The sequence below is a fragment of the Herbaspirillum chlorophenolicum genome, from assembly GCF_001189955.1.
In the GTDB taxonomy this organism is placed as follows: Bacteria; Pseudomonadota; Gammaproteobacteria; order Burkholderiales; family Burkholderiaceae_D; genus Herbaspirillum; species Herbaspirillum chlorophenolicum.
The window spans coordinates 235,086-255,676 of sequence record NZ_LFLT01000001.1 but is presented as its reverse complement, the minus strand read 5'-3'; the positions used below and the strand labels follow the sequence as shown (position 1 = coordinate 255,676).

At 63.1% G+C, this 20,591-nt stretch carries 17 protein-coding genes; 5 read left to right on the top strand and 12 right to left on the bottom strand.

Annotated features, from left to right (window positions below; all coding sequences use genetic code 11):
* Positions 1-133: 133 nt before the first annotated feature.
* From AKL28_RS01210 to AKL28_RS01200, 3 genes are all read right to left on the bottom strand, one after another.
* Entirely contained in the window at positions 134-589 is a 456-nt protein-coding gene (locus AKL28_RS01210; RefSeq protein WP_050466219.1) for an Hsp20 family protein, read from the bottom strand.
* A gap of 124 nt (positions 590-713) precedes the next feature.
* Positions 714-1,331, bottom strand: coding sequence for an FMN-dependent NADH-azoreductase (locus tag AKL28_RS01205; RefSeq protein WP_050466218.1), 618 nt, complete (start codon positions 1,329-1,331; stop codon positions 714-716).
* Complete coding sequence (locus AKL28_RS01200) at positions 1,328-1,813, bottom strand: GNAT family N-acetyltransferase (RefSeq protein ID WP_050466217.1); 486 nt, start codon at positions 1,811-1,813, stop codon at positions 1,328-1,330. The genes AKL28_RS01205 and AKL28_RS01200 overlap by 4 nt, the downstream gene beginning before the upstream one ends.
* Before the next feature lie 113 nt (positions 1,814-1,926).
* Between AKL28_RS01200 and pdxR the strand changes: the two genes are divergently transcribed.
* Together pdxR and AKL28_RS01190 are read left to right on the top strand one after the other, a co-directional pair.
* Positions 1,927-3,378, top strand: a complete 1,452-nt coding sequence (pdxR, locus tag AKL28_RS01195; protein ID WP_050466216.1) for a MocR-like pyridoxine biosynthesis transcription factor PdxR — start codon at positions 1,927-1,929, stop codon at positions 3,376-3,378.
* 105 nt (positions 3,379-3,483) lie between these two features.
* Positions 3,484-3,936 (top strand): carboxymuconolactone decarboxylase family protein, encoded by a 453-nt coding sequence (locus tag AKL28_RS01190; RefSeq protein WP_050466215.1) that lies wholly within the window; start codon positions 3,484-3,486, stop codon positions 3,934-3,936.
* Between the two features lie 7 nt (positions 3,937-3,943).
* Here the strand turns inward: AKL28_RS01190 and AKL28_RS01185 are convergent, their stop codons facing one another.
* The gene (locus AKL28_RS01185; RefSeq protein ID WP_050466214.1) at positions 3,944-4,789 is read right to left on the bottom strand and encodes a LysR family transcriptional regulator; all 846 of its coding nucleotides are present in this window, start codon (positions 4,787-4,789) and stop codon (positions 3,944-3,946) included.
* A 168-nt stretch (positions 4,790-4,957) separates the two neighbouring features.
* On the opposite strand from AKL28_RS01185, the gene AKL28_RS01180 reads away from it, so the two are divergent.
* Entirely contained in the window at positions 4,958-5,341 is a 384-nt protein-coding gene (locus tag AKL28_RS01180) for a tautomerase family protein (protein ID WP_050466213.1), read from the top strand.
* A gap of 84 nt (positions 5,342-5,425) precedes the next feature.
* Positions 5,426-6,568 carry an MBL fold metallo-hydrolase gene (locus AKL28_RS01175; RefSeq protein WP_082221314.1) on the top strand — a complete coding sequence of 381 codons (1,143 nt, stop codon included), beginning with the start codon at positions 5,426-5,428 and terminating at the stop codon, positions 6,566-6,568.
* Positions 6,569-6,620: 52 nt separating this feature from the next.
* On the opposite strand, the gene AKL28_RS01170 is transcribed toward AKL28_RS01175, so the two are convergent.
* From AKL28_RS01170 to AKL28_RS01140, 7 genes are all read right to left on the bottom strand, one after another.
* The gene (locus tag AKL28_RS01170) at positions 6,621-6,950 is read right to left on the bottom strand and encodes a DHCW motif cupin fold protein (RefSeq protein ID WP_050466212.1); all 330 of its coding nucleotides are present in this window, start codon (positions 6,948-6,950) and stop codon (positions 6,621-6,623) included.
* An 11-nt stretch (positions 6,951-6,961) separates the two neighbouring features.
* Positions 6,962-8,158: an aminotransferase-like domain-containing protein gene (locus AKL28_RS01165; protein ID WP_050466211.1), complete on the bottom strand. Its 1,197-nt coding sequence runs from the start codon at positions 8,156-8,158 to the stop codon at positions 6,962-6,964.
* A 186-nt stretch (positions 8,159-8,344) separates the two neighbouring features.
* Positions 8,345-8,803, bottom strand: a complete 459-nt coding sequence (locus tag AKL28_RS01160) for a RidA family protein (RefSeq protein ID WP_050466299.1) — start codon at positions 8,801-8,803, stop codon at positions 8,345-8,347.
* A 169-nt stretch (positions 8,804-8,972) separates the two neighbouring features.
* Positions 8,973-9,896: a DMT family transporter gene (locus AKL28_RS01155; RefSeq protein WP_050466210.1), complete on the bottom strand. Its 924-nt coding sequence runs from the start codon at positions 9,894-9,896 to the stop codon at positions 8,973-8,975.
* Between the two features lie 30 nt (positions 9,897-9,926).
* Entirely contained in the window at positions 9,927-10,523 is a 597-nt protein-coding gene (locus tag AKL28_RS01150) for a LysE family translocator (RefSeq protein WP_050466298.1), read from the bottom strand.
* Position 10,524: 1 nt separating this feature from the next.
* Positions 10,525-10,887, bottom strand: coding sequence for a DUF2917 domain-containing protein (locus AKL28_RS01145; protein ID WP_050466209.1), 363 nt, complete (start codon positions 10,885-10,887; stop codon positions 10,525-10,527).
* Entirely contained in the window at positions 10,884-11,924 is a 1,041-nt protein-coding gene (locus AKL28_RS01140; protein ID WP_050466208.1) for a threonine dehydratase, read from the bottom strand. The genes AKL28_RS01145 and AKL28_RS01140 overlap by 4 nt, the downstream gene beginning before the upstream one ends.
* A 151-nt stretch (positions 11,925-12,075) precedes the next feature.
* On the opposite strand from AKL28_RS01140, the gene AKL28_RS01135 reads away from it, so the two are divergent.
* Positions 12,076-13,608, top strand: a complete 1,533-nt coding sequence (locus AKL28_RS01135; RefSeq protein ID WP_050466207.1) for an aminotransferase-like domain-containing protein — start codon at positions 12,076-12,078, stop codon at positions 13,606-13,608.
* Between the two features lie 75 nt (positions 13,609-13,683).
* Here AKL28_RS01135 and AKL28_RS01130 read toward each other — a convergent pair whose 3' ends face one another.
* Positions 13,684-20,517, bottom strand: a complete 6,834-nt coding sequence (locus AKL28_RS01130) for a calcium-binding protein (RefSeq protein WP_050466206.1) — start codon at positions 20,515-20,517, stop codon at positions 13,684-13,686.
* Between the last annotated feature and the right edge of the window lie 74 nt (positions 20,518-20,591).

Below are 20,591 nucleotides of genomic sequence, written 5' to 3'. Positions count from 1 at the left end.
GCAAGCGGGCTTTCCATTACTGCGGTTACTTCTCTGCTGCAACTTCTACTTCTACAGCCACTTCTACTGCACCACTACTTCTGAAGCACTAGTACTGTTACTGCAGTGCTGCGACAACAACTGATGCATCAGCTCAGGCGGCAGCGCGCTCCAGGCGCTGGACGTTGTCTTCGGTGGCGCCGATCTCGATCTTGCGCGGCTTCAGCGCTTCCGGGATCTCGCGCACCAGTTCGATGTTGAGCAGGCCGTTTTCCAGGCTGGCGCCGACTACCTTGATGTGGTTGGCCAGTTGGAAGCGCTGCTCGAAATCGCGGGCGGCGATGCCGCGATGGAGGAAGTTCACTTGCTGGTCTTCCTTCTGCTTGCGGCCCACGATTTTCAGGGTTTCATTTTCGGTTTCGATCTCGATTTCGCTGCGGGCAAAGCCGGCGACAGCCATCGTGATCCGGTATTTGTCTTCGGCCACCAGCTCGATGTTGTACGGCGGGTAACTGGGCTGATCGGCGCGCTGGGCGTTGTCGAACATCTGGGCCAGGCGATCGAAGCCGATTGCGGTACGGTACAGGGGGGAGAAGTCAAAAGTACGCATAAAACTATCCTTTCAAAGTAAGCGATGTTTTCGTTGCAGACCTCACGCTTGAGCATCTGCTGGTACCGATCTAGGGACGCGCTTTTTGCTTTTCAAGGAATTTTTTGCCAATATTTTTATCGCCTCAGGCCCTTGAAAACGCCGCTCCCAGCACCAGTTCCATCCGTTCCCGTTCGGCGGCGACAATATCCGGCCCCTGGGCCAGGCCTTCCATGCTGTAGAAACGCAAGTCGTGCAAGCCAATGGTGGCGAGTACCGCTTTCAGATAAGGCGTGAGGAAATCCGCCTGGCGCGCCGTTGGTCCGGAAAACCGGCCGCCGGAGGCAATGCCGACATACACCGGCTTGTCGCGCAGCAAGCCGGCCTTGCCGTCGGGCGTAATGGCGAAAGTGCGGCGCACGCGCACCACGTGGTCGATCCACGCTTTCAAGGTGGAGGGCACGGTGTAGTTATGCATGGGCGTACCGATCACTACACTGTCGGCAGCCTCCAGCTCCCGGATCAGCTGCTCCGATATCCCCAGCGCGCCACCGGCAACGCCTTCATCTGCGCGGCCAGTGGGCGAACCAAGCGCTTCGGCGTAGGCATCGTCGACGTGGGCGATAGGATCTGCGTACAGGTCGCGCACGGTAACAGCTGCATGGCCGGCACGCTGCGCCAGGCGACCGACAATCTGCTGCGACAGCCACCAGCTATTGGACTCATCCCTCTTCGGGCTGGCCGAGATATGCAGTATCTTCATGCCGCGCCTCCGATGGCCTTGCCGAAACGCATGGATCCCGTCAGCAGTCCCTGGCGAAAATAGAAGCGTTGCGCCAGCGCGTTGGCCATGCCGGTATCCAGTACCAGACGCACACAGCCGGCCTCCGCCGCGACTGCATCCAGCGCCTTGAGCAAGCGTTCTCCCCAGTGCTTGCCGCGCGCGTGCTCGGCACTCACCAGGTCGTCGACATAGAGGAACTTGCCGTACACCAGGTTTTCCTGGAAACGGTATCCCGCCAGTGCCACGACCTTGCCGTCTTCCCAGGCGGCCAATATCCGATAGCTCTCGTCGGCGGCGCGGCCTGTGCGTTCCATGAATTCGTCTTCGCTGTTGAGATGCGGGCGCAGCTCGCGCATGACGGCATAGCAGGCGCGCCGCTCATCGCCGGTATCCGCATGGCGCAACGCGGGATCGGCGATGCGCCATTGTTTCTTCGTCAGTTCCAGCAGGCGGTTGCTCATGGTTCCTCTCTGTGATTTCTGTGTATGGATGGATGCGTGCATTTGCAATGGCGCCATCTTAATTTTCAGATGGCATAATCGGCAGAGCCAAGAAATAACATTTCAACTGGGCCATGAAATCCACCTCGACGCATGACTTCCTCCAGCTCAACCCGGCTGCCGGCGAACCCTATTACCGCCAGATCTACACGCGCCTGCGCTCGGCCGTGGCTGACGGCCTGCTGAAACCGGGCGCCCGCATCCCTTCGGCACGGGCGCTGGCAGCCGAGCTGGGACTGGCGCGCGGCACGGTGGAAAGCGCCTATTCGCTGCTGGCGGCGGAAGGCTACATCGAGGCGCGCGGCCAGGCCGGCACCGTAGTGGCAACCGGACTGAAGGCGATATCGGTGACCGCCGGCGAAGCGCCTGCCCTTCCCGCCTCCGCCGTCCCTTATGACTTCGCGCCATCCGCGCACGGCACCTCTCCAACGCCGGTGCTGCGTCCCTTCCAGATGGGCGTGCCGGCGCTGGATGCCTTCCCGCGCAAAATCTGGGCGCGCCTGGCGGCGCGCGCGGTGCGTTCCACCCAGCCGGCCGACATGCTGTATCCGCCGCCAGCCGGCCTGGACGCGCTGCGGGTGGAGATCGCACGCTACCTGCAACTGTCGCGCGGCATTGCGTGCGCGCCGGCTCAGGTCTTCGTCACCGCCGGCTACCGCGATTCGCTCGACCTCGCCGCGCGCGCCCTGCTCCAGCCCGGCGACAAAGTATGGGTGGAAGACCCCGGCTATCCACCCGCCGGCGCCTTGTTGCGCGAAGCCGGCATGACGCTGGTGGGCGTGCCGGTCGACCATGAAGGATTGCAAGTAAACGCCGGAGTGCAATTGGCGCCGCGTGCGCGGGCCGCTGTCGTGACGCCGGCCCATCACAGCCCACTATGCGTGACGCTGTCGCTGCAGCGGCGCATCGAACTGCTGGGCTGGGCTTCGCGCCACAAGGCCTGGATCGTGGAGGATGATTACGATGGCGAATACCGCTACGTCAGCCGGCCGCTGCCGGCCTTGAAGAGCCTGGACCGCGACGACCGCGTGCTGTATGCCGGCACCTTCAGCAAGGTGCTGTTTCCGTCGATACGGCTGGCTTACCTGGTGGTGCCGGTGTCGCAGGTGACGCGCTTCGAACAGACCGCGCGCTGCTTCTCCGGCGGCAGCCCGGCGCTGACGCAAGGCATCGTCGCCGCTTTCATGGCCGAGGGGCATTTCGCCCGCCACATCCAGCGCATGCGGCGCCTCTACAGCGAGCGGCGCGAACTGGCGGCAGCCGGAATGGATGCGGTGCTGGGCAAGTACATGCAGGTCGAGGCCCAGCCCGGCGGCATGCACCTGCTGCTGCGCCTGCGCGGCCGCCGCTCCGACCGTGCCCTGGCCGAACGCATGCGCTCAGACGGCATGTTCAGCCGCGCGCTGTCTGAATGTGTACTGGAGGCCCGACCGGGACTGCCGCCGATGCTGATGCTGAGCTTCACCAATATCGAATCGCACCGGCAAGCGCAGAACCTGGCCAGGCGCATTCTTGCATTGCTCTAACAAGCCATCATGGCCTATATGGAATAGTCATTCTTGGCACTTCCCGACTAGGCCATGCGCCAGCATCATGGCAGTTCATCATCACCCCAAGGAAAAGGCCCCGCCATGAGCAAACGCATCGACATGTACAAGAATGCCACCGAACCCTATAACCACTTGCTGGCCGTCAACAACTACCTGAAGCATTGCAGCCTGCCGGCCGAACTGGTCGAACTGGTGTTCCTGCGCGTGTCGCTGATCAACGGCTGCGCCTATTGCATCGACAAGCATTCGCGCGACCTGCTCAATAGCGGCATGGCAGTCGACAAACTGGTGCTGGTGCCGGTCTGGCATGAAGCCGGCCAGTTGTTCTCGCAGCGCGAACAGGCAGCGCTGGCCTGGGCCGAAGTAGTCACCCGCATCAGCGAAACCGCCGCGCCGGACGCGGACTACCAGGCTGCCGCCGCGCATTTCAACGAGAAAGAGTTCTCCGAACTGACCATCGCCATCGCGCTGATGAATGCGATGAACCGCATGGCCATTTCCGGCCGCATGGCGCCGCAAGCGGCCAAGGCCTGAGGCATACTCAGGCCGCTTTCAATGCGGCCACCAGGGTGCGCAGCGCCTCGCGCGTGCGCGCCTGCTTCAGCCGCGAATGCAGCATCACCTGCGCCAGCGGCAGCGGCGGCAAGCCCAACTGGGCGCCGACATCGATAGCGCCGGCCGGCGCCGTGCGGTACAGCAGTGCCGACACCGCCAGCCCGGCGGTGACCGCGGCCCCCACTGCCTGAATGCCGCCGCCCACGAACACTTCCACCCACGGGATACCTGCGTCGTCCAGCCGGGAAATCGAAAGCTCGCGGATGCGGCATGACGACGAGAACGTGGCCACCCGCAAGGTATCGCCCGACCAGCAATTGCTCTGCGGGGCGGCGAACCAGCCCAGGCGCTCTTCCATCAGCAGTTCCCCGCCCACGTCCTGCGGCTCGCGCCGCACGATGGCCGCGTCCAGTTCGCCGCGCTCGTATTGCTGCATGACGTCGCGCGAGGACGCGATCCTGGCCTCGATCACCACGCCCGGGTCGTAGCCGTTGACCTGGGCCAGTACCTTGGCGAAGCCGCTGCCGGTCACGTGGTCGCTGATGCCCACCGAAAAGCGCGCCGCGCCCTGCGCCAGCTTGCCCAGCGCGCGCTCATGCGCTGCCAGCAGTTCGCGCGCGGCCGGCAGGAACTCCTGGCCGTCGATCGACAGCCGCACCAGGCGCGGAGTGCGCTCCATCAAGCGGCGCGCCAGCCGTTGTTCCAGCTTCTTGAGTTTGAGGCTGATGGCCGACTGCGTGCTGTCCAGCGCCTCCGCAGCGCGCGTAAAGCTTTGCAGGTCAGCCACCAGGACGAAGGCCTGTACGGCGTCGAGGTCTAGTGGGCGTTCCATGGGCTCTTTCCTTTCAATGATTTAAAATTCGAATCATTGAAATACTCAATCAGTTATTTTATCAATGACAAACGGAGCGTAGCATGCTTCTCATCGGCCTGCAGACGGCATCCATGTCCGCCAGCCGCCACTTGCCATCCTGTCATCTGAACATCCGAGGAGATCATCATGCCCCTGGTCCGAGTATCCCTGCTGCGCGGCAAGCCGCGCGCCTACCGCGCCGCCATCCTGGAAAACATCTACCAGGCGCTGCGCGAAACCTTCAACGTGCCGGAAGAAGACCGCTTCATGGTGCTGACCGAGCACGATCCAGAAGAATTGGTATTCAGCCGCAATTACATGGGCATAGACCGTTCGGACGGTTTCGTGCTGATCCAGCTGACGGTCAGCAATACCCGCACGCAGGAACAGAAAAACGCGCTGTTCGCGCGCATCGCGGAAAGGCTGGGGAAAGATCCCGGAGTACGGCCTGAGGACGTGATGATCAGCCTGGTCGAAGGCGACAAGGGCAACTGGTCCTTCGGCCACGGCCTGGCGCAGTATGTGATGTGAGCCGCCGGCCGCGTCCGGGTGGGGCCGAACTGATAGGATGTCGACCATTGATATCGATCGCGCCGGCCCACCCGCGCTTTTTTCATGCCGCCAATTTCGCTGCAACAAGACCGTTCCTCCAAACCGGCGCGCTGGCCGCGCCTGGCCATCATCGCAGCCCTGGCACTGGCAACCGCGCTCGCCGGCTGTTCCTCCTCCAGCAAGTATTACGACCCCAACAAATCCAACCGCACCGAAACCGGTTTTCGCAACAACTATCCGGAACCTCCGCGTGCCTCGTTCTGGAAGTGGCAATGGGAACGCCTCACCGAAGGCGTGCCCAAGCCGCCGGCCAACGATTACAAGTTCCCGCTGGCCAAACCGGACCTGGCCTGGCTCAAGGCCAACCGCAAGGCCCCCAGCGTGACCTGGATCGGCCACGCGACGGCGCTGCTGCAGATCGGCGGCAAGAACGTGCTGACCGACCCGATGTTTTCCGAGCGCGCCTCGCCCTTCTCTTTCATCGGCCCCAAGCGCAAGGTGCCGCTGCCGGTGCAGATCGCCGAGTTGCCGCATATTGACGTAGTGGTGATCTCGCACAACCACTATGACCATCTCGACCGCGCCAGCGTCGAGCAATTGAACCTGCAACCGGGCGGCCCGCCGCTGTTCCTGGTGCCGCTGGGCGTGCGTGAATGGATGAACGGCATCGGCATCACCAATGTGCGCGAGATGGATTGGTGGGACCGGTTATCACTGGGCAGCCTGGACATCTATTTCGTCCCGGCCGCGCACTGGTCGGCGCGCGGCCTGTTCGACCGTTCGGAAACGCTATGGGGCGGCTGGGTGTTCCAGAACCTGAAGGTGCCGGCCACCAGCGACGCGCCGGCGGCCGAACAAAGCGAGCCGTATTCGATGTACTTCGCCGGCGACACCGGCTACTCCAAGGATTTCCGCGACATCGGCGAACGCTTCGGCCGCTTCGACCTGGCGCTCATTCCCATCGGCGCCTACGCGCCGCGCTGGTTCATGCAGAACCAGCACGTCGATCCGGCGCAGGCGGTGCTGATCCATGAGGATGTGCGCGCCAAGCGCTCCATCGGCATTCATTGGGGGACGTTCGAGCTGGCCGACGAGCCGCTGGATGAACCGCCGCAGAAGTTGGCGGAGGCGTTGAAGGAAGCGCATCTCCCGGCGGACCAGTTCATCACGCTCAAGCATGGGGAAACGCTGAAGCTGGAGCCTTGACGAAAAAAAACCGCGTCGAACGACGCGGTTTTTCCGAATGCGGCAAGCACATTCAATCGACGATGAACAGCTTGGCGCCAACCTCAGTAGACGACCGGTGCGGCTCGGCATTGTCCGCCACCTGGTAGCTCATGCCGGGCTTGAGAACGAAAGTGCGGCCATCCTCCAGCTCGGTATGCAATTCACCCTCCAGGCACAGCAACACGTGGCCCTTGACGCACCAGTGATCAGCCAGGTAGCCGGGCGTGTACTCCACCATGCGTACCCGGATGTCACCGAACTTGCAGGTGCGCCAGAATGCCTTGCCAGTGACGCCGGGATGCTCGGTGGCGTCGATCTTGCTCCAGTCGGTGGTGCCGAAAGGCAGGTTCTCGATCTTCATCGATGTGCCGCTTACAGCTTGGAGGCGATCAGCTTGCCCAGGCGTTCCACGCCGGCGCGGATCTGCTCCGGCGGCACGGTGACGAAGGACAGGCGCATGGTGTTCTTCTCCGGGGTGTTGGCGAAGAACGGTGCGCCAGGCACGAAGGCGACCTTCTCTTGCTCGACTGCTTCGTTGAGCAACGCGCCGGTGTCGATGTGCTTGGGCAGCGTGACCCAGACGAACATGCCGCCTTCCGGCTGGCTCCACGAGCAACCGGCCGGGAAGTACTGCTGCAGTGCGTCCAGCATGGCCTGGCACTGGTCGCCGTAGAGCTTGCGGATGGTCGGCACGTGCTGGTCCAGGAAGCCGTCCTTGATCGCCTCGTACACCACCATCTGGGTCAGTTGCGCGGTGTGCAGGTCAGTGGCTTGCTTGGCCTGTTCCATCTTCAGGATCAGCGGACGCGGGGCGACCACATAACCCAGGCGGATGCCGGGGGTCAGCACCTTGGAGAAGGAACCCATGTAGATCACGCCCGACGGGTTCATCGACAGCATCTTGGGCAGCGGCGCATTGCGGTAGCTCAGGGCGCCGTACGGATCATCCTCGATCAGCGGCAGGCCCAGGCGTGCACAGGTCTCGACCAGCTTGATGCGGCGCTCGGTCGGCAGCGTGCGGCCGGTGGGGTTCTGGAAGTTGGGCAGTGAATACAGCATGCGGGCGCCGCCGGCGATCGCTTCGATGGATTCGGGCTTGAGGCCGTTCTCATCGCTGGGGACCGATTCGAACTTGGCGCCATACAGCGCAAAGGCTTGCAGCGCGCCCAGGTAGCTGGGGGTCTCGACCAGCACCTTGCTGCCTTCGTCGACCAGCACCTTGCCCAGCAAGTCCAGGCCCTGCTGCGAGCCGGACACCATCAGCACCTGCTCCGGCAGGATCTGGGCGCCATCGGAAGACAGCGAGCCGGCGATCCATTCGCGCAGCGGCAGGTAGCCGTCGGTGGGGCCGTATTGCAGGGCCATCTTGCCCTGTTGCGTCAGCACGCGGTCGAACGCGGCCTTCATGTGCTCTACCGGGAAAGTCAGCGGCGACGGCAAGCCGCCGGCGAAGGAGGTGATGTCCGGACGCATCGTCACCTTCAGGATTTCGCGGATGGCCGAGCTTTGCATCTTGGTAGCGCGGTCGGAAAACTGCCATTGCAGCGGAGCGGGATTTTCGAGTTTCATGATGTTTCTGCTGTGATGTGATGGCGACCGGCCGCAACAAAAAATGATGGGCCGATAGAGGGCCCGGCTGCGGCAAAAAAGTCCCGGTCGCTTGTTCTGTCTAGGGTTCCACGAGGTGGGTCAACGGCCTGTCCGGATTCTCATGCCCGGAGCAAGTTGCTGCATGAACGATCGTTGCACGCCGGATCAGGCGATCTCGGCGATCATTTCGATCTCGACGCAGGCGCCCATGGGCAGTTGTGCCACGCCGAAGGCGGAACGGGCATGCTTGCCGGTTTCGCCGAAGACCTCGCCGATCAGTTCGGAGGCGCCGTTGGTCACCAGGTGGTGTTCGATGAATTCGCCGGTCGAATTGACCAGGCTCATCAGTTTGACAATGCGCTTGACCCGGGTGAGGTCGCCGCCGCAAGCCGCCTGCAGGGTGGCGATCAGATCGATCGCCACTGCGCGTGCCGCCTGTTTCGCATCTTCGGTGCCGATATCGCGTCCCAGCTGTCCGACCCACACCTTGCCGTCCTTCTTGGCCAGGTGGCCCGAGAGGAAAACGGTATTGCCGGTTTGCGCATACATCACATAAGCCGCCGCCGGGGTCGCCACGGCGGGCAGTTCGATGTTCAATGCTTTCAGCTTTTCATAAACGGACATGCGGCACTCCTTGTTTTGCATCGCATCATGCCTGCCGGTAGGCGGCACGCGCTCTGCACGTTAAGAAAAAATAAGACGACGATTATCTCAAATATCCGGGGTTTTAGCCCGACAATTGCGCGCCACGGCGACTCGCAATGCACATTCCGGGTGTTCGGCCAAGGCCGCGCTATCGCTTAACCGCCATGCGCCGCCCGACGGCCACTACGGCAATCACGGCCAGCGCGAACAGCATATTGCTCGCATCCAGCGCCTCTCCGGCGATGGCGGCGGCGCCCAGCAAGGTCATGACGGGTTGCAACAATTGCACTTGCCCGACGCGGGCGATACCGCCCAAGGCCAGGCCCTTGTACCAGAAGAAAAATCCGATGAACATCGAGAACAGCGAGACATAGGCGAACGCAACCCACGACGCCGGCGACGCCGCCACGCCGTATTTCCATCCTAGCCACAGCGAGACCGGTGTCATCACCGGCAGCGAGATCACCAGCGCCCAGGCAATTACCTGCTGCCCGCCCATTGTTTGGGAAAGGCGTCCGCCTTCGGCATAGCCCATGGCCGCCGTCACCACCGCCGCGAACAACGCGAAATCGGCCAGGTGGAAACTGCCCCCGCCCGCCCGCAGCGCGAAGGCGATAACGATGCCCGAACCGGCCAGCGCCGCCAGCCAGAAACCGGCCGAGGGACGCTCGCCGAAACGCAGCGCACCGAACAAGGCGGTAGCCAGCGGCAGCAGCCCCACCACCACGGCGCCATGCGAAGCCGGCACATAGCGCATCGCTATCGAAGAAAACAACGGGAAGCCCACCACCACACCCAGCGCCGTGATGATCAGCCCGCGCACCTGCTGCGCATTCGGGCGCGGCGCCTTCATCCATGCCAGCAGCGCCAGCGAGCACAGTCCCGCCACCACCGCGCGCCCAAAAGCGATGAAGGCCGGATTGAGTTCAGCCACCGCGATGCGCGTAAACGGCAGCGTAAGGCTGAAAATAGCCACGCCGATCAGCCCCAGCCACATGCCCCTGGATTCGTTTCCTGTTGCCAATGGCGCCGCCGGCTTCGCGCCGCCGCCACGGTTACTCTGCGCTTGCATGTATTTGCCTCTTCTCCAATGGGTGTGCCGTCAGAACCAGATCGCCAGCGCCGAATACAGCGTCAGCAGCACCATCGTCGCCGCGAACACGGTGCGCCACAGCGGCTGGTCGAGATAGCGCCGCAGCACCGCACCCGCACCGGCCCATACCGAAACGCACGGCAGGTTGATGGCGCAAAAGATGAAGCAGTAAAGCAGGATCGCCAGCCACACGGGACGGTTATGCAACATCGGCATGAAGGCCGATGCGCCGGTAATGGCCATCACCCAGGCCTTCGGATTGGCGAACTGGAACGCGGCCGCGCCCCAGAACGACATCGGCCGAGCCGCCGCGCCCGCACCGCCGGCCACATGCATGTCGCGCAACTGCCAGGCGAGGTACAGCAGGTAGGCCGAGCCCAGCAGCTTGAGAATGAAGGTCAATCCCGGCACGGCGATGACCAGGGCGCCTATACCGAATGCGCATAAAGCCAGCAGCACGCCGAAACCGAACGTGATGCCGAGCATGTGCGGCACCGAACGCTGGAAACCGAACCAGATGCCCGACGACGTCAGCATGATGTTGTTGGGTCCCGGCGTGATCGACGAGACGAAAGCGAACGACATCAGCGGCAGGAACATGTCCATGTCAGCGCCCTTCCCCATTGCCCAGCAAGGTCGAAGCGTTTTGCCTGAACTTGCCGCCCAGGGCCGCCGCCAGTCCGCGCGCGCCGGCACAGCACAGGTGCAGCCAGGCGCGCACGGTTTGCATCATCACCGGCTCGATACGCAGGCTGGACAAATGGTCGGCCTCGATCACCACCAGCGCGCCCGGCAGCAGCACCATGCTGTCGCCGGACTCCAGCCAGAAATCGTCGGCGCGGCCTTCCTGCGTCACCCACACGCGGCCGTGGCGAACCTCCAGCGTGCACACCTGCCCCACGCGTGTGGCGCGCACCTGGCGGCGCTGCAAAAACAATTGGAAGGGAGTGCGATTGGTGTACGGATTCATGCCGTTCTCCTCTGCTGCAATGGCAGCACCTGCGCCATCGCATCCATATCGGATGCGCTTTCCCGCATCAGCACACGGGCGAACACGTCGTGGTCGACATTGCCGCCCGACAGCGTCACGCCGACCTTGCGCCCCTGCAGCCGCGTACGGATCTGCAGCGCGGCCGCCAGCGCACAGGCGCCGGCGCCTTCGGCCACGTTGTGGGTGGCGATGAAGAACATCTTCATGGCATCCATCACTTCGTCGTCGGTGACGGCAATCACTTCATCGACTTCAGCCCGCAGCACCGCCAGCGAAGCCTCGTCGGGCACGCGGCAGGCGACGCCGTCGGCGATCCGGGTCGACACCGGCGACTCGATCTTTTGGCCCTGTTCGAACGACAGCTTGTACGCCAGCGCATGCGCCGACACCACGCCGATCACACGCGTCTTCAACCCCAGCGCATTGCGCGCGGCCACCGCGCCGCACATGCCCGAGCCCTGGCCGACCGGCACCAGCACCACATCCAGATCCGGCTGGGCGGCCATCAGCTCCATCCAGTAGGTCGATACGCCGGCCACCAGGTCGCGGTGGAACGACGGGATCATGTGCAATTGCTGCTCCCGCGCCAGTTGCTGGGCATGTTCGCGGCTTTCCTGGAACTCGCTGCCGTACTCGACCAGCGAGACGCCCAAGGCGCGCATGGCCGCATTCTTTTCGCGGCTGTTGCCCTGCGGGACGACAATGGTGGCCTGCAGGCCGAAACGGCCCGCCGCCAACCCGACCGACTGCCCATGGTTGCCACGTGTGGCGGAAATCACGCCGCGCACTTGCGGCTGCTCGCGCGCCAGCTTGTCGAGATAGACCATGCCGCCGCGCACCTTGAAGGCGCCGGTCGGCGCATGGTTCTCATGCTTGACCCACACCTGGGCGCCCAGCGCCTGGTTCAGCAGCGGCCACGACAATTGCGGCGTCGGCGCCATCGCGCCATAGACGACCTTGGCGGCCTGCTCGATATCGGCGCGGCTGGGCAGCAGTTCGTTGGCGGCGTAGGTCATGGCGTGTCTCCTTGGGAATGGCGTATTGCATGGTTGGACAAGGCTGCCATGTTGCTTTCGATCAGCCTTGCATTGCAAGCCATCGTAATCGACAATACCGGTACAGTACCTATACACTTAGGTAAATAACCCTGAACATTGTCACGGCAAAATGACCAATACAGTGAAACGCTCCAGCTTGCTCCCCCCGCCGTCCCCGGCCGCCAATGCCGTCAGCAATGAAGGCGCGCTCGCCCCTGGCTGGCCCCTGCTGTCGCGTGAAAGCGGAGACTCGCTGGTGGAGCAGATCGTGCGCGGCATCCGCTCGCGCATCGACGACAAGCTGTTGCGCACCGGCGCCCGCATGCCCTCGATCCGCCAGTTCGCCGAAACCCATGAGGTCTCGCGCTTTACCGTCGTGGAGGCCTACGACCGGCTGGTGGCGCAGGGCTTCCTGGAGTCGCGCCGCGGCTCTGGGTTCTACGTGCGGGAGCGCTCGCCGGTCGGCCCGATGGGCGGCAATTTCAGCGCCGCTGCGCCACGCGCAGCAGCGGTTCAGGAAGATGCGGAAGGCGCGCTGGATGTGGTTTGGCTGGTGCGCAACATGTTCCGCCAGATGCCGCCGCAAAAGATGCCCGGCGGCGGCCTGCTGCCGGCGGACTGGCTGGATGGCGAACTGATCGCCAACGCCCTGCGCGCCATCAGCCGAGAGAACCAGTCGCTGCTGCTGGGCTACGGCACGCCGCAAGGATTCCTGCCGCTGCGCCAGCAACTGCAATTGAAACTGGCGGAACATGAAATCGCCGCCGCCCCCGAGCAAATCGTGATGACCGCCGGCGTGACACAGGCGCTGGATACCGTCGCGCGCCATTTCCTGCGCCCGGGCGATGTGATCTTTGTCGACGATCCGGCCTGGTTCCTGATGTTCGGCTCGTTCGCCGCGCTCGGCGCCAAAGTGGTCGGCATCCCGCGCCTGGCCGATGGGCCTGACATCGCCAAGCTGTCCGAGCTGGCGGCGCTGCATAAGCCCAAGCTGTACGTGATCAATTCGGTGCTGCACAACCCCACTTCGACCTCGATGTCGGCTGCCAAGGCCTTCCAGGTCTTGCGCATCGCCGAGGAGCACGACTTCACCATCATTGAAGACGACATCTACTGCGACATGCACCCCGGCTCGGCGGTCCAGCCGGCCACGCGCATCGCCGCGCTGGACCAGTTGCACCGGGTGATCTACCTGGGAGGATTTTCAAAGACGCTGTCGGCCAACCTGCGGGTCGGCTTTATCGCTACGTCAACCGAACTGGCGCGGCACCTGGCCGACCGCAAGATGCTGTCGACCCTGACCACCAGCGAGATCGGCGAGCGCGTGGCCTACAAGATCCTGTCCGAGGGGCATTACCGCAAGCATGCCGAACGCCTGCGCGCGCGCCTGAACAGCACCCGCGACAAGGTCGTGCGCCAGCTGGAAAAGCTGGGAATGGATGTAGGCGAACCGCCGCCTTGCGGCATGTTCCTCTGGGTGGAAACGCACTGCGACACCAACGTGCTGACCGAGAAGGCAATGGAACAAGGCTTTCTGCTGGCGCCGGGCAGCCTGTTCTCTCCCAGCCAGCTGCCGTCCACGCGCATGCGCATCAATGTCGCCAGCATGGCCGATCCCGGGATCTGGCGCTTCCTGGAGGAGCACATGCGCAAGCGCGGCTGACGCCGCCGGCCGCTATCCTGCATGCAAAAAAACGGGACACATCGTGTCCCGTTTTGCATGCTGTCAGCCGTCCGGTCAGGCCAGCACCACGTGGATGCGGGCAACCTCCGTGGAATGGTTGGCGTCGTTGTAGAACACATAATCGCCGTTACCGAAGATCAGGTAATACTGGGGTGTCGCCGTATTGATCTGGATACTTTCAGTGGCAGTCATCTTGATCGTCAGGATGTTGTTCACGCCCATGTGCTGCACATCGTCGTAAGACACCAGCAAATTGGCGTTGGTGCTGGTGGACACATCCAGCGTGTTGATGTTGGATGTGCGATGCGAAAACGTGCTCAGATCCAGCTTGCTGCCCAGGCCTTCGAAGTGCAGCGTGGTGCTGATGCCATGCCCTTCGGCCAGGGCCAGGTTGGACACCCCCGAGGTGCCATTGGCGCTGACATTGAAGATGTTGGCACCGCTGCCTCCGACCAGGTAATTGCTGCCCCCGGCCTGGGCATTGAAGGTGTCGGTCTGGTTGGTGGTCGCGGCAGTGTTGCCGTCGCCGTAGAAATAATTGGTGGTATTGCTGCCCGTGGCCGTCAGGATGTTGCTGCCGTTATCCCCGGTCAAGGTATTGGTCACGCCGGCGGCGCCGCTGCCGACCAGGTTGGCGATGCCGTAGTACTGGTCGCCGTTGGAATCGATGCCGCCGCTGCCCATGTGGCTGACCAGGTTGGCGATGATATTGCCGCCGCCCGATTTGGCGTAGCTCACCGTATCGTTGCCGCCGCCGCCGGTAAAGATGTTGGCGTCGCTATTGGCATAGAACAGGTCATTGCTGGCGGAACCGACGACGTTCTGGATCCTGGTGTAGGTGTCGCCGTTCGCCAGCGACTGGTGGCTGCTATCCATGTCGCCGCCGACGTTGTTGACCAGGTCCACCACCACGCCGTAGGTCGAATGGGAATAGTTGACGGTATTGTTGCCGCCGCCGCCATCGAAATTATTGCTATCCGCACTGGCGTAGAAGACGTCATTGCCGGAACCGCCGATGACGTTCTCGATACTCAGGTAAGTATCGCCCGCGGCCCAGCCGCCGCTGCCCTTGCCGGTATAAAGATCGACGGTCACCCCCACGGTATCGAAGGCATAGCTCACCGTATCGGAACCCAGCCCGCCTTCGATCTTGTTGGCGGCACTGCTGGCAATGAAGAGGTCGTTGCCGTTGCTGCCGATGGCATTGACGATATTGTTCAGCATATCGCCCTCGGCGTCGCCGCCATGGCCGACCTTGTTGATGAAATCGATGGTAACGGGCGAAGACGACGTGGCATAGCTGGCGTAGGTATTGGCCACGTTGCTGCCGGCGGCGAACAGGTTGTCGGCGCCTGCGCCCCCGGTCACTTCAGAGCGGCTGGCGGTGGCCGAGCCGATCAAGGTGTCATTGCCGCTGGAGCCGATCACGTTGGCGATGTTGATGTACTTGTCGCCGGCGGCATAGCCGTTCAGGCCGGTCGCATAGGTTTGGCCGGACAGGTCCACGGTCACCGCCACGTCGGATTTCGCGTAGCTGACGGTATCGAGGCCACCGCCGCCGCCATCGAAAATATTGACCTTGCTGTTGGCGATGAAAATGTCCGAGAAACTGCTGCCGACCAGATTGTCGATGTTGCTCAGGGTGTCGCCAGCGGCATCGCCGACGCCGCTGCCGCCGCCGTTGCTGTTGGTGCTGCCAGCGCCGGTAACCAGGTCGATCACCACGCCCTGCGATGAGCCGGCATAACTGGCCCAGGTATAGGCACTGTTGGCAGCGACACCGGTCAGGGTATCGCCGCCGGCGCCGCCGGTGAGCACCGACTTCACACCGACAACGCCGTAGCCGGTCAGGATGTCCGCCGCGCTGGTGCCGATCACGTTCTGGATATTGGCATAGGTGTCTCCCGCGGCGCTTCCGCCCCCGACCGCACCTGCGGTGGAAAGGTCAACCGTCACCGAACCGGTAGTGCTGGCATAACTGACGGTGTTGGAACCGGCTCCGCCATCGAAGGCATTCGCAGCACTGCTTGCGAAGAACAAGTCGTCGCCGGCGCCGCCGATGGCGTTCTGGATATTGACGTAGGTATCGCCGGCGGCGTCGCCCTGGGTGCCCTTCCCGGTGGCGAGGTTGACTGTCACGGCGGCAGTCGAGTTCTCGTAGCTCACCGTGTTGATGCCGCCCCCGCCATCGAACTTGTTGACCACGCCATTGCCGACGAAGATATCGTTGCCGCCGCCGCCGGTGGCGTTCTGTATATTCAGGTAAGTATCGGCTTCGGCGTCGCCCCCGGTCCCTTTCCCGGTCGCCAGGTTGATCTTCACGCCAGCCGTGGAGTTCTGGTAGCTGACGGTATTGTTGCCGGCGCCGCCATCGATGACGTTGATGTCCGCGCTGGCAACGATCAAATCGTCGCCGGCGCCGCCGATGACATTCTGGATGCGCACGTAAGTATCGCCCGCGGCATCTCCCACGGTGCCTTTTCCGGTCGCCAGGTTGACCGTGACGGCGCCGGTCGAATTCTCATAGCTGACGGTATTGGTGCCGCCCCCTCCATCGAATGCATTGCTGGCGCTGTTGCCGACAAAGATGTCGTCCCCGGCGCCGCCGATCGCGTTCTGGATGTTCGTATAGGTATCGCCCTGTGCATCACCCAGCGTGCCCTTCCCGGTTGCCAGGTTGACCTTGACGCCGGCCGCCGAGTTCTCGTAGCTGACGGTATTGTTGCCGGCCCCGCCATCAAACTTGTTGGCTACGTTGCTCGCCACGAATATGTCGTCGCCGGCGCCGCCGGTGACATTCTGGATATTGATATAGGTGTCGCCCGCCGCATCGCCCAGCGTGCCCACCCGGTTGCCCAGGTCCACCCGCACTGCGCCGGTGGAACTTTCATAGCTCACGGTATTGTTGCTGCCGCCGCCGCCGTTGATGATGTTGATGTCGCCGTTGCCGACCAGGATATCGTCGCCGGCGCCGCCGATCACGTTCTGGATGCGCACATACGTGTCGCCGGCGGCGTCGCCCAGCGTGCCTTGGCCGGTTGCCAGGTTGACCTTGACGGCGGCGGCCGAGTTCTCGTAGCTGACCGTATTGCTGCCGGCGCCGCCATCAAACTTGTTGGCCACATTGTTCGCCACGAATATGTCGTCGCCGGCGCCGCCGGTGACATTCTGGATATTGATATAGGTGTCGCCCGCCGCATCGCCCAGCGTACCCACCCGGTTGCCCAGGTCCACCCGCACTGCGCCGGTAGAACTTTCATAGCTCACGGTATTGTTGCCGCCGCCGCCGCCGTTGATGATGTTGATGTCGCCGTTGCCGACCAGGATATCGTCGCCGGCGCCGCCGATCACGTTCTGGATATTGACGTAGGTGTCGCCCAAGGCATCGCCCAGCAAGCCCTTGCCGGTCGCCAGGTTGACCTTCACCGAGCCGGCCGAATTGGCGTAGCTGACCGTGTTGTTGCCCAGGCCGCCGTCGATGGCATTGATGGCGGCGCTGGCGATAATGGTGTCGTTGCCGGCGCCGCCGATGGCGTTCTGGATATTGTAGTAACGGTCGCCCTGGGCATCGCCGCCGCTGCCGGCTCCGGTTGCGAGATTGATCGTCACGTCGCCGGTCGAGTGCTCATAGCTGACCGTGTTGTTGCCGCTCCCGCCGTCGAAGCTGTTGGCCACCCCATTGCCGACGAAGATATCGTCGCCCGAACCCCCGGTGGCATTCTGGATGTTCGTATAGGTGTCGCCTTGGGCATCGTTGTTGAAACCCTTGCCCAGGAACAGGTCCACCTTCACGCCCGCCGTGGAGTTCTCGTAGCTGACGGTATTGTTGCCGGCCCCGCCATCGATGGCGTTGACGGCCGCACTGGCGACGATGGTGTCGTCGGCGCTGCCGCCGATGGCGTTCTGGATGTTGACGTAGGTGTCGCCCTCGGCATCGCCCTGGCTGCCTTGCCCGGTCGCCAGGTTGATCTTCACCGAGCTGCTGGAATGCTCATAGCTGACCGTGTTGCTGCCGGCGCCGCCATCAAACCTGTTGGCCACATTGCTCGCCACGAATATGTCGTCCCCGGCGCCGCCGATGGCATTCTGGATACGCACATAGGTATCGCCGGCGGCATCGCCCAGGCTGCCTCGGCCGGTTGCCAGGTCGATCTTGACCGCACCGGTCGATTGCTCGTAGCTGACCGTGTTGTTGCCCAGGCCGCCGTCGATGGCGTTGACCTGGGAGGTGGCCACGATCAGGTCGTCATACACGCTGCCCACCACGTTCTGGATGTTGGTGAAGGTGTCGCCGGTGGCGTAGTTCTGGGCCAGCGTATTGTCGCGCGAGTTGGTCAGGTCGATTACCACGCCGCCGGTGGCGTGCGAGTAGTTGACCGTGTTGCCGCTGGTGCTGTTGCCGTCGAAATGGTTGGCGTCGGCGCTGGCGTAGAAGGTATTGCCGCCCGCGCTGCTGCCGATCACGTTCTGGATATGGATCAGGGTGTCGCCCTGGGCGTTGCCGCCGCTGCCGGTGCCGTTGTAAAGATCGACCGTCACCGAGCCTCCGGCCGAATAATCGACCGTGTCGGAACCGGCCAGGCCGCCATCGAAGATATCCGCGCCGGTGCCGCCGATGAAGGTATCCGAATATGAGCTGCCGACGATTTTCTGGATGTTGGTCAACTGGTTGACCGGCTCGAAGGACCGCGTGACCGTATTGGTCAGCATATTGGTCGTGATCGCCGAGGACGAACCGCTGTAGTCGACCGTATTGAGGGTACCGCCGCCGCCATCGAAGTTCTTGCTATCCAGGCCGACCACGAAGACGTCGTTGCCGTTGCCGCCGATTACATTCTGGATGCGGGTATAGGTGTCGCCTGCGGCGTCGCCGTTGGAACCGCGCCCGGTGACCAGGTTGACCACCACGCCGGCGCTGGAACCGGCATAGCTGACCGTGTCGTTGCCGCCGGCGCCGCCGTCGAAATTGTTGATGTCGGCATTGCCGATGAAGACATCGTCGTAGGCGCTGCCGATGAAATTCTGGATGCCGGTGTAGATATCGCCGGCCGCATAGCCGTTCTGGCCCACCCCGAGCTTGAGGTTGACGGTCACGCCGGTGGTCGAGGCGGCATACGAGACCGTGTCCGAACCGCCATTGCCGGTGAAATGGTTGGCTGCGGCATTGGCGATGAACGTGTCGTTGCCGGTGCTGCCGATGACGTTCTGGATATTCGTATAGGTATCGCCCTCGGCGTCGCCGCCGGTCCCCTTGTTGTTGACCAGGTCGACCGTCACGCCGCTGGCCGAATGCTCATACGAGACCGTATTCGAACCGCCGCTGCCGCCGTCGAACTTGTTGGCCTGGCTGTTGGCCACAAAGATATCGTCATGCGAACTGCCGACCAGATTCTGGATGTTGGTCAGGCGGTCGCCCTCCGCATCGCCGCCGGTACCTATGCCGGTGGTCAGGTCCACTTTCACGCCGGTAGAGGAACCGGCATAGCTGGCGGTATTGTTGCCGGTGGCGCTGCCCACGATGATATCGGCGCCGCCGTTGCCCTGGAAAAAGCTGCTGCTGCCGGCGCCGCCGTAAAGGGTGTCATTACCGGCGCCGCCATACAGCGCATCGTTGGCGTTGCTGCCGTAGATCGTCACGCCGCCATCGCCGGCATGCACTTCGTGCGGCACGCCTTGCGCCGGCAGAATCAGCACGTTGTTGCCCGTGGTCGGATCGAGATAGGTCAAATCGGCCGACGAGGTCGCGTCCTTGATCGCCACATAGCGGTTCTCGGTCAGGGTCAGGACTCCATCCGATGTTGCCAGTGTGGTGACAAAGGAGAGCTGGAAACTCTCATGCACCGCAGGCGTATTGGGGTCCGCGACAACCGTGCCGTACTGGAACTGCAGATTGAATACCTTTTGGCTCGGGTCGACCGAAATCTGATAGACCCCGCCGCCCAGGTTGGTGCCGTTGAGGATGGTGACATCGGCCGGTACGCCGGAAACCGTCAGCTTGGTAACAGTGACATCGCCGCTGACCGTGACATTGAACACCTTGACGAAGGTGTTGCTGTTATTGCCCGAGGCATAGATGGTGTGCACGTCATTGCCGGCGGTGATCACCTGTGGCGCAAACTGCACCGCGTTGGACCCGTCGGTGGCCGACAATGGCGTGCCGCCGCTGCCGTACAGGACATCGCCGACCTGGACCTGGGTCGTCAGGTTGACCAGGTTGACCGACAGCGACGGTGCATTGGGGCCGGTTACGTGGGTTGACGGGACAGTGCCCGGACGCTCCGGCGGCAACTGCGTTTCGGACGGCTTTGATGCGGCATCGTTGCTGCTCTGGCTAGCGACCAGGGCGGCAGCCACGTTCGTGCTGGAGGCATCGCCGGCGGTCGGCTGGGTCGGCACGGACAAGTTCTGCGCGCCATTGGTCACCGAATGCGAATTGTCCGAAATGATCTTTGCCAACTGGCTGACCGGATCGGAGACTGCCGCCGAGCTGCGGTCGGTGGCCACGTGGGTCTGCCCCGGGCCGATGGCATCAGTGGTGGCGGTATGGTCGGCCGATGCGATCGGGTCGGAATTGAGTACGCGAGACTGGTCGTTGGGCTGCAGCGGGATCTTGCCCACGGTATCGAGCAGGCGGCCGGTATCGGCGCTGGTGTCGGAAAACCGGACCTTGGACTTGTCGTCCATCGCCTCCATGGCGCCGCCGGCCAGCACGACCTTGGAGCCGTCGGCCATGTGCAGCACCATGTCGACGTCGACCACCTGCACCTTCTGCACCGCGCCGCGCGGCGTATTGATCTGAAAACTGCCGGTCTGGTCGGGCATCACCACCCGGACCGGGCCGGTGATTTTTTCCGCGGAGTTCGCTGCTGATGAGTTTGCGGTTGCCATAGTTCCTCGCTGTCGAAGATCGTGATCGGTTGTCGTTACATCAAATCAATCCGGAACTGCCGTACTGAAATGCC